General features: G+C 69.2%; 6 protein-coding genes. 3 read left to right on the top strand and 3 right to left on the bottom strand.

Annotated elements, in window-relative coordinates; all coding sequences use genetic code 11:
• The first annotated feature begins 191 nt into the window (after window positions 1-191).
• Together QH196_RS07315 and QH196_RS07310 are read left to right on the top strand one after the other, a co-directional pair.
• Entirely contained in the window at window positions 192-824 is a 633-nt protein-coding gene (locus QH196_RS07315; protein ID WP_280414989.1) for an MFS transporter, read from the top strand.
• A 10-nt stretch (window positions 825-834) separates the two neighbouring features.
• The gene (locus QH196_RS07310) at window positions 835-2,229 is read left to right on the top strand and encodes a condensation domain-containing protein (protein WP_280414988.1); all 1,395 of its coding nucleotides are present in this window, start codon (window positions 835-837) and stop codon (window positions 2,227-2,229) included.
• A gap of 8 nt (window positions 2,230-2,237) precedes the next feature.
• On the opposite strand, the gene QH196_RS07305 is transcribed toward QH196_RS07310, so the two are convergent.
• The 3 genes from QH196_RS07305 to QH196_RS07295 form a co-directional block, all read right to left on the bottom strand.
• Window positions 2,238-4,733: an ABC transporter permease gene (locus QH196_RS07305; protein WP_280414987.1), complete on the bottom strand. Its 2,496-nt coding sequence runs from the start codon at window positions 4,731-4,733 to the stop codon at window positions 2,238-2,240.
• 299 nt (window positions 4,734-5,032) lie between these two features.
• Window positions 5,033-5,260, bottom strand: coding sequence for a hypothetical protein (locus QH196_RS07300; RefSeq protein WP_280414986.1), 228 nt, complete (start codon window positions 5,258-5,260; stop codon window positions 5,033-5,035).
• 89 nt (window positions 5,261-5,349) lie between these two features.
• Window positions 5,350-6,291 carry an alpha/beta hydrolase gene (locus QH196_RS07295; protein ID WP_280414985.1) on the bottom strand — a complete coding sequence of 314 codons (942 nt, stop codon included), beginning with the start codon at window positions 6,289-6,291 and terminating at the stop codon, window positions 5,350-5,352.
• Between the two features lie 328 nt (window positions 6,292-6,619).
• Between QH196_RS07295 and QH196_RS07290 the strand changes: the two genes are divergently transcribed.
• Window positions 6,620-6,766, top strand: a 147-nt coding sequence (locus QH196_RS07290) for an NAD(P)-binding domain-containing protein (RefSeq protein WP_280414990.1), incomplete at its 3' end; no start/stop codon positions are given.

The following is a 6,766-nucleotide window of genomic DNA, read 5'->3' as shown; positions in this document are numbered from 1 at the left end:
CTATCCGTGGTTTTTTGTTTTTTTACCCCCTTTGGTTCTGCCCAAACACAAACCCCGTGTTTTTTGGGGTTTTTTTCGCGCGGGGGCCCCCGGTGTGGGTTTTTCCGCTTTTCCCAGGGGGGGGGGGGGCGGGGCCACCCCGCCCCCCACTCGGGCCCGCCCCGGGGGGGTATCGGGGGGCGGTGGGGGGGTTGTTTTTGTCCGCCGCCCGGGTTTGCGGGGGCGGCTCGATCGCGATCACCGGTTTCTTCGGAATGTTCACCGCCTTCGTCTTCGCCATCTCCATCACCCTGCAGGATGTGCTGGAGTTCTCGCCGCTGCGCACCGGGATCGCGATGACGCCGTTCGCACTCGGCGCCGGCGCCGGCGCCCTGCTGTCGCCGATCCTGGTGAAACGGTGGGGCGTGCGGGTGCTGGCGGGTGGTCTGGTGCTGTACGCGGCCTGTGTGCTCATGGGGGTGGCGTATGTGAACATCACCGGCGGGCAGGTGAATATGTTGCTGTGCGCCGCACCGGTTTTCCTGTGCGGGTTCGGCGCCGGGGTTTTCGCGGTACCGCTGCAACCCCTCATGCTGTCCGGTCTCGACGATGCGCAGCTGGCCGAGGCCTCCGGGCTGGTACCCACCATCGAGCAGGTCGGCAACGGCGTCGGTCTCGCACTGCTGGCGACGGTATTCTTCCGCGCCCATACGCTCGGCGGCAGCACCGTGATGCTGTCGGCGATCGCGGTGGTCGCGCTGGTGCTGGCCGCCGTCACGCTGGCCCTTCCCGAACCGGCCCCGCCGGACGATTCCGCTTCGGCACGCGCGCCGGCGGTGAACTGAGGAACACGAGATGGTCGATTTCGGACTCATCGACGAATGGAATCCCGCACCCGGACGCGTGGTGAGCTGGGAGGCGACCCCCGCCGCGCGGGCCGCTGCCGCCGCGGCACCGGCGCACAGTGCGCCACCGTCGCATCAGCAGGAGCACTATCTGCGCCAGGCGCATCGCACTCCCGGCACCGACTGCCGGGGTTCCGGGTTATGCCTGGTCACCGCGGAGGTCCCGGCCGTGCTCGACCGTGCGGCGATGACCCGGGCGGTCAACGAGTTCCTCACCCGGCACGATACTTTCCGCAGCTGGTTCGCCCTCGGACCGGACGGCGCACTGCGGCGGCACCTCATGGAACCCGACGAGATCGAATTCGCGCCCGTCGACCACGGCCCACTCACCGACGCTGCCGCGATCCGGGAGCTCGCGCAGGCGCGCACCCCCGCCCCCACCCGGTGGGACTGTTTCACCTTCTGGGCCGTCGAACACGGCGAGTCCACCACAGTGTTCATGGCGATCGATCACCTGCACACCGACGGTGTGGGCCAGCACATCTCGTCGTTCGAACTGGCCTGCCTGTACGCGAAACACGCGTGGGACCAGGCACCTCCCCTCCTCGAGCCCGCCAGCTACACCGAGTACTGCGCCCGCGAACGCGCCGCCTCGGCGCGGCTGTCGCTCGCTTCCCCCGAGGTCGGCACATGGTTGCGGTTGCTGCGCGGCAACGACGGCGAACTGCCGTCGTTCCCGCTGGACCTCGGTGTGCGGGACGGCGATACACAGCACAGCGCGCATTGCACGGTGAGATTGTTCGACGAGGATGCCGCGGCTCGTTTCGAGAAGGTCTGCCGGGACAACGGCGGCGAGTTCGCCGGCGGGGTGTTCGCCGCGGCGGCGCTGGCCGAACGCGAACTCGCCGGCAGCGACTACTACTTCGGCATCACACCGCTCAACACCCGGTCCACGTTCGAGGAGATGGCCTCCATCGGCTGGTATGTGGCCCTGGTTCCGGTCGCGTTCCCGATCGGGATCCGTGCCACGTTCGAACGGACGGTGGCGCGGGCCCAGCGGGCCTACGAGAACGGAATGCGGCTGAAAACCACACCTATCCACCGGGTGCTCGAGCTGGCACCGGCCGATAGCGGAATCGCGGTCGGACCGAACTGGTCCAACCCGATGATCTCCTACGTCGACGCCCGCGATTTCGCCGGTAGCGAGTTCTTCGATATCGCCCGCAGCGGTCTGTACGGTAATCGCGCGGCCAGCGAGGAAGCCCTCGTCTGGGTCAACCGGTTACCGTCGGAAACCACGATCAGCGTGATCTACCCGGATACTCCGGTCGCCCACGATTCGGTGCGGCGTTATCTGGACACGCTCGGCGGGATCATCCAGGCGGCCGCGGCCGACCGCGGGTAGGCCGGACCTCAATCCACCGCGAGGGCTTCGACGATCGGCATCCGCGCCGCCCGCAGGGCCGGCGGAACGGAACCGAGCAGCGCCAGCAGCAGGGCGACCACCCCGTAGACCACCAGCAGCGGACTCGGTTCGTAGACGACGTCGATGGTCATCGCATGGCCGATGGCGATCGCGGACAGATACTGCACCGCGGCACCGACGAGCAGGCCGAGCACCGCGCCGATCAGCCCGATCCCGGCGGCCTCCGCCAATACCGACCGCAGCAGGAAACGGCGGCTGGTCCCCATCGCCCGCAACACCCCGATCTCGCGGCGGCGGTCCAGTACCGACAGCATCAGGGTGTTCAGCAGCGCGATGGTCGCCACCAGTACGACGATCCAGAGAATATTCGTCGCCAGCGCGGTTCCCTGGCGCAGGCTCGCGGAGGTGGCGGCGACGGCTTCCCGGCCGGAATCGATATAGAGCTCGGGCGGCACCGCCCGCCGGAGTTCGGCGCGGACGGTTTCGGGGTCGGTGCCGGGGGCCAGGTCCACGGCCAGGGTTGTCTCACCCGGGCGTTGATACCAGCCGCGCATCCGGTCGAGATCCATCATGATCACGCCGGCGATGGCGGAGAAGTACGGGATCACCTGCAATACCCGGACTTCATGGCGGCCCGTCGGGGTCGGCAGAGTGAGGGTGTCCCCCGCGGTGACCCGCAATGACCGGGCGACATCCCGGGAGACCACCACGCCGTGACCGGTCACCAGCAGGCGTGCGGTTTCCGGGCTGATCTCCGAGCTCAGCCTCGTATTGTCGGAGCCCGACGGGAACCCTTGCAGCAGGACCCGCCCGGCGCCGACACTGGCGAACGCCAGCTGCGCCGGATTCACCGCCGCGACACCGGGGAGCGCTTCGAGTCGTTCCTCGAGGCCGTCGGGGAGCAGCGGGCCGGTCGGGAACTGGGCCATGGAACCCGGGGTGACCCAGAAGTCGGTCGCGGCCAGATTTTCGAAACTGGCCCCGGCCGAATCGACCACATTGCGGGTCGCGCTGCCGGTGGACACCACGGCTGCCACCCCGATCAGCACCGTCATCGCGGTGGCCCACACCCGCCGCGGCGCGCGTTCGAGAGTGGTGGCGCCCAAGGCGCCCGGACCACCGAACAGCCGGGCGATCGCACCGGCCGTACGCACGATCGGGCCGGTCGCCGCGAAGCACAGCACGATCGCGGCACCGAAGGACAGTGAGATCGAGGCCAGCGACCATATCCCGAAATCGGTTTCGGCGAGGTAGATCGCGGCGCCCACCATGAACAGGCCGAGGAGCACCGCCGCCCAGCGCCACGCCGGGCGCACGGTATCGGCGGCCGCGGCGCCCACCGGTACCAGCGCCTCGATCGGCTGGACCCGGTATACGGAACGGGCCGCGAACGCCGAGGCCGTCACACTGGCCAGCACACACAACGCGATGGCGACGGGGACCGCATAGCCGGGCAGCTGATATTCGGTGCGGGCCTCCACCGATTGCAGGATGGCGGCGGGTAGCCGGTCGATGGCGATCCGCCCCATGAGGATCCCCGCGCCCGCGCCGAGGATGCCGCCGAGTATCCCGACCAGCACCGCCTCGGCCAGCAGATCGCGCACCATCGGTGCGCGGCGGCCGCCGATCGCCCGCAGCAGCGACAGTGTGGGGCGCCGCTGGGCGATCGCCATGGCCATCGCGTTGTAGATCAGGAAGGCCGAGACCACCAGCGCTGCCGCGGCGGCCATCAGGGTGGAGTAGCGGATGATCATCACCGCACCGCCCGCCTGGGCGGCGCGCAGGCCCGGGTCGGCGACCACCGCCCGGCCGGCGACGGTATCGGTCAGGGCGGTACGCAGCCGTTCGATATCGGTACCGGGTTCGGCGATGATCTGGATGGAATCGAGTTGCCCGGTGCGGCCGGTGAGTTTCTGTGCGGTCGCCAAGGTGGTGGCGATCAGGTATCCGCCGTTGAGCTGCCCGGCGCCGTCGGTGTCGAGTATCCCCGCCACGGTCGCGGTGCCGGAGCCGAGCGGGAAGGTCTCGCCCTCCCGGTATCCCATGGCCGCGCCGGTCAGCACGCCGTTGGGAACGGTCAGCAGTTTCGCGGCGTCCGCGCCCAGCGATCCGGTGAGCGAACTGCCCAGTTCGGCGATCCGGGCGTCCGCCCCCACCAGCAGCGCCCGGTCCGCGTCGGCACCGGTCTGCGCCCGCAGCATAGGTACCGCCGTCTGCACCCCCGGGGTCGCCGATACCGCGCCCAGCAGATCCTGGCCGAACCCGGCATCGGTGATACCGCTGATCTCGAGCTGGGCCTCGCCGCCGAGACCGGCGACGAGTTTGTCCACCGAACCGGTGACCGAACCGGAAATACTGAACACCGCGACCAGCAGCGCCGCCGATACGGCCATCACGATCAGCGACATGAGCGACCGGCCCCGGTGGATCAGCAGATCACCGATATTGAACAGCCGGAATCGATCCCAGCCCGCGGCGATCATCGCACTCCCCGCCCGCCGTGCCCGGCCATGCGACGCACGGCCCTGTTTCGCCTGACGTCCACTCTCATAACCCCGGTCCTGTCCCCGCCCATACGTCCCCGATGCCGTCCATCCTGGTGCATCCGGGCCCCAGACGCCATACTCCGAACCCTGTTCGGCAGCTCCTCCCAATGCCCTTGCCCGCTATCGGCCACTCTCCGCACCGTCATCCGGGCGGCCCCGGCCCCGAGGGATATACGGATTCCGCTCGTGGCCTGCGACGAACACGATTATCGTGGCCCCCCGGTTGCTGCCGAGCGCTACTCGCGTTCGGCGCGGGCGAACATCTCGAGGTGACCGCAGCGCACGCACCGGTACGTGTCGACCGCACGCCGAGGCCTGCCCAAGCGTTTGGCACCGCCGAAGATTCCGCGTTCCAGTGCGCCTTCGATCCAGCGCACATGCCCGCCGGATCCTTCCCCGCGATCCTCCAGGAAGCCTGGTTCCAGTTCCGTTCCGGCGCAGTAGGTGCACCGCAATTGCTTCATACGATCATGATCGCCGATCGGTGCGCGCACGGCCCGGTGTCGCCGAACCGCGCGGCTCCGGCTACCCATCCGATTCCGCCGCCCCGCACTCACGCCCCCAGGGCGCGCGCGAGATGAGGCCAGGAATCGTGCAGGTCGTATTCGAACTGTCCCCAGGTGTGTGCTCCGGCCGGGCGGTCGATATGAACGGCGCCGACCCCGAGTTGGGCCAGACGGCCGGCGAAGGCCGAGGTACAGGCACTAGCGACGGCTTCGACGGGCGGGAACCCCCAGCCGCGGTCGATGCTGCCCGGGATCCCTGAGGCGGCAGACAGGTATACCGTTTTACCCGCGAGCCGCGCGGCGTGCCGGAAGGCGTCGTGCGCCTGCCATCCGGGACCGCCGGGCGCGCCCCACATATTGCCGGGGTTACCGCCGCCGCGCAGCACCTGCGCGCCGACCATCGCTACCCCGGCCGCATCCGCGGACCAGGGGCAACCGCTGTAGGAGGCGACCGCCTGATAACGGCCGGGCGCCTGAATCGCCAGGTCCACCGCCGAACCCCCGCTCATGGACACACCGGCAATCGCATTCCGGCCGGTGGTCGCGAACCGGGCATCCACCACCGCGGGGAGTTCCGCGGTGAGGTAGGTCTGCCAGCGGGCACGGCCGAGCGCCGGATCGTCGGTGAGCCAATCGGTGTACATGGTGTACGCGCCGCCGATCGGCATCACCACGTTCACATTCTTGTCGGCGAAGAACTGCCGGACATCGGTATCGTCCCACCAGGAGATGCCGTCGGTTCCGCCCCCGATACCGGTGAGCAGGTAGATCGTGGGAGCGGGCCCGCCGCCGGCCGCCGGGATGACCCGGTTGCTGATCACCGTGTTCATCGCCGGGGAGAACACCTCCAGCTGGACGGCGCGCCCGCCGAGCGGCCGTTCCGCATCTACCCGTGGGCCCGGCGCGGCCGCCGCCGGAGCCGGGACGAACAGTGCTACGGCGGCGACGAGCGCCGCACTCGCTACCGCGAACAGATATTTCCACCGCACTTCTCCCTTGTACCCGTTCTCGGGGCGCCGCACCGTCCGCCGACGTTTCGGTCGCTTGCACCAATTCCCTTGTGCGGGAGCCGAGCCCGGCACGCAGCGCGCGGGTGGCACCGGATGCCCGATACCCGCCGACGCCGGCTCACCGGTCCCCGACCGGCTACGGTTCGGGGGTACCGGGCCGGCATCGGCGGGTCCGCGCGCGCGGGCCGGAAGCCACCCGGTAGAAAAGAACAGAGGCAGTCAGCCGTGCTCGCGAGCGAACCGCACCTGTTCGCGGACGCGGCGCGACCGGCCGGAACAGAAAACTGTCGAAGGAAAGAGCAGGTTCATGGCGTCCTCCACAGCGCGTGCCCAGATCGGGGTCACCGGCCTGGCGGTGATGGGCAGCAATATCGCCCGTAACTTCGCCAAGCACGGATACACCGTGGCCCTGCACAATCGCAGCGTCGCCAAAACCGACGCATTGCTCGCCGCG

The sequence above is a fragment of the Nocardia carnea genome (assembly GCF_029868325.1).
In the GTDB taxonomy this organism is placed as follows: domain Bacteria; phylum Actinomycetota; class Actinomycetes; order Mycobacteriales; family Mycobacteriaceae; genus Nocardia; species Nocardia carnea_C.
This window is presented reverse-complemented; position numbering and strand designations above follow the sequence as displayed.

Bases quoted from the DNA above. Each gene is read 5' to 3' on its own strand.
- QH196_RS07310 (WP_280414988.1), top strand. From the start codon at position 835: ATGGTCGATTTCGGACTCATCGACGAATGGAATCCCGCACCCGGACGC.
- QH196_RS07305 (WP_280414987.1), bottom strand. From the start codon at position 4,733: ATGATCGCCGCGGGCTGGGATCGATTCCGGCTGTTCAATATCGGTGAT.
- QH196_RS07300 (WP_280414986.1), bottom strand. From the start codon at position 5,260: ATGAAGCAATTGCGGTGCACCTACTGCGCCGGAACGGAACTGGAACCA.